Here is a 256-nt window from a genome sequence, read left to right as displayed (position 1 = left end):
CCCCGGTACGGATGTCGGGAGAACGCACGGATGCAGGGAGACACGCGGCCGATCTGCCCGACATCCGTCCCTTCTCCCGACAGGTGACCGACGAGGCGACCGGTGAAGTGACCGGCGAGCCGGCCGGCGAGGTGACCGGCGAAGTGACCGGAGAAACGACCGGCGCCCCGAAGGAACCGTCCGCATGAGAATCCTCCGCACGATCCCCGAGGTGCGCGCGGCCGTCCGCGAGGCTCGGCTCGCGAACGGCTCGGTC

Annotated in this window: 1 protein-coding gene; it reads left to right on the top strand. The window is 70.7% G+C overall.

Annotated elements, in window-relative coordinates; all coding sequences use genetic code 11:
• A partial coding sequence (locus SB753_RS39075) for a hypothetical protein (protein WP_410805422.1) occupies positions 1-188 on the top strand: 188 nt, incomplete at its 5' end.
• Positions 189-256: the final 68 nt, after the last annotated feature.

The organism is Paraburkholderia sp. SIMBA_053, assembly GCF_046534895.1.
GTDB classification, from domain to species: Bacteria; Pseudomonadota; Gammaproteobacteria; order Burkholderiales; family Burkholderiaceae; genus Paraburkholderia; species Paraburkholderia caledonica.
Note: the sequence above shows the minus strand (reverse complement) of the source record. Positions and strands in the feature narration are given on the sequence as shown.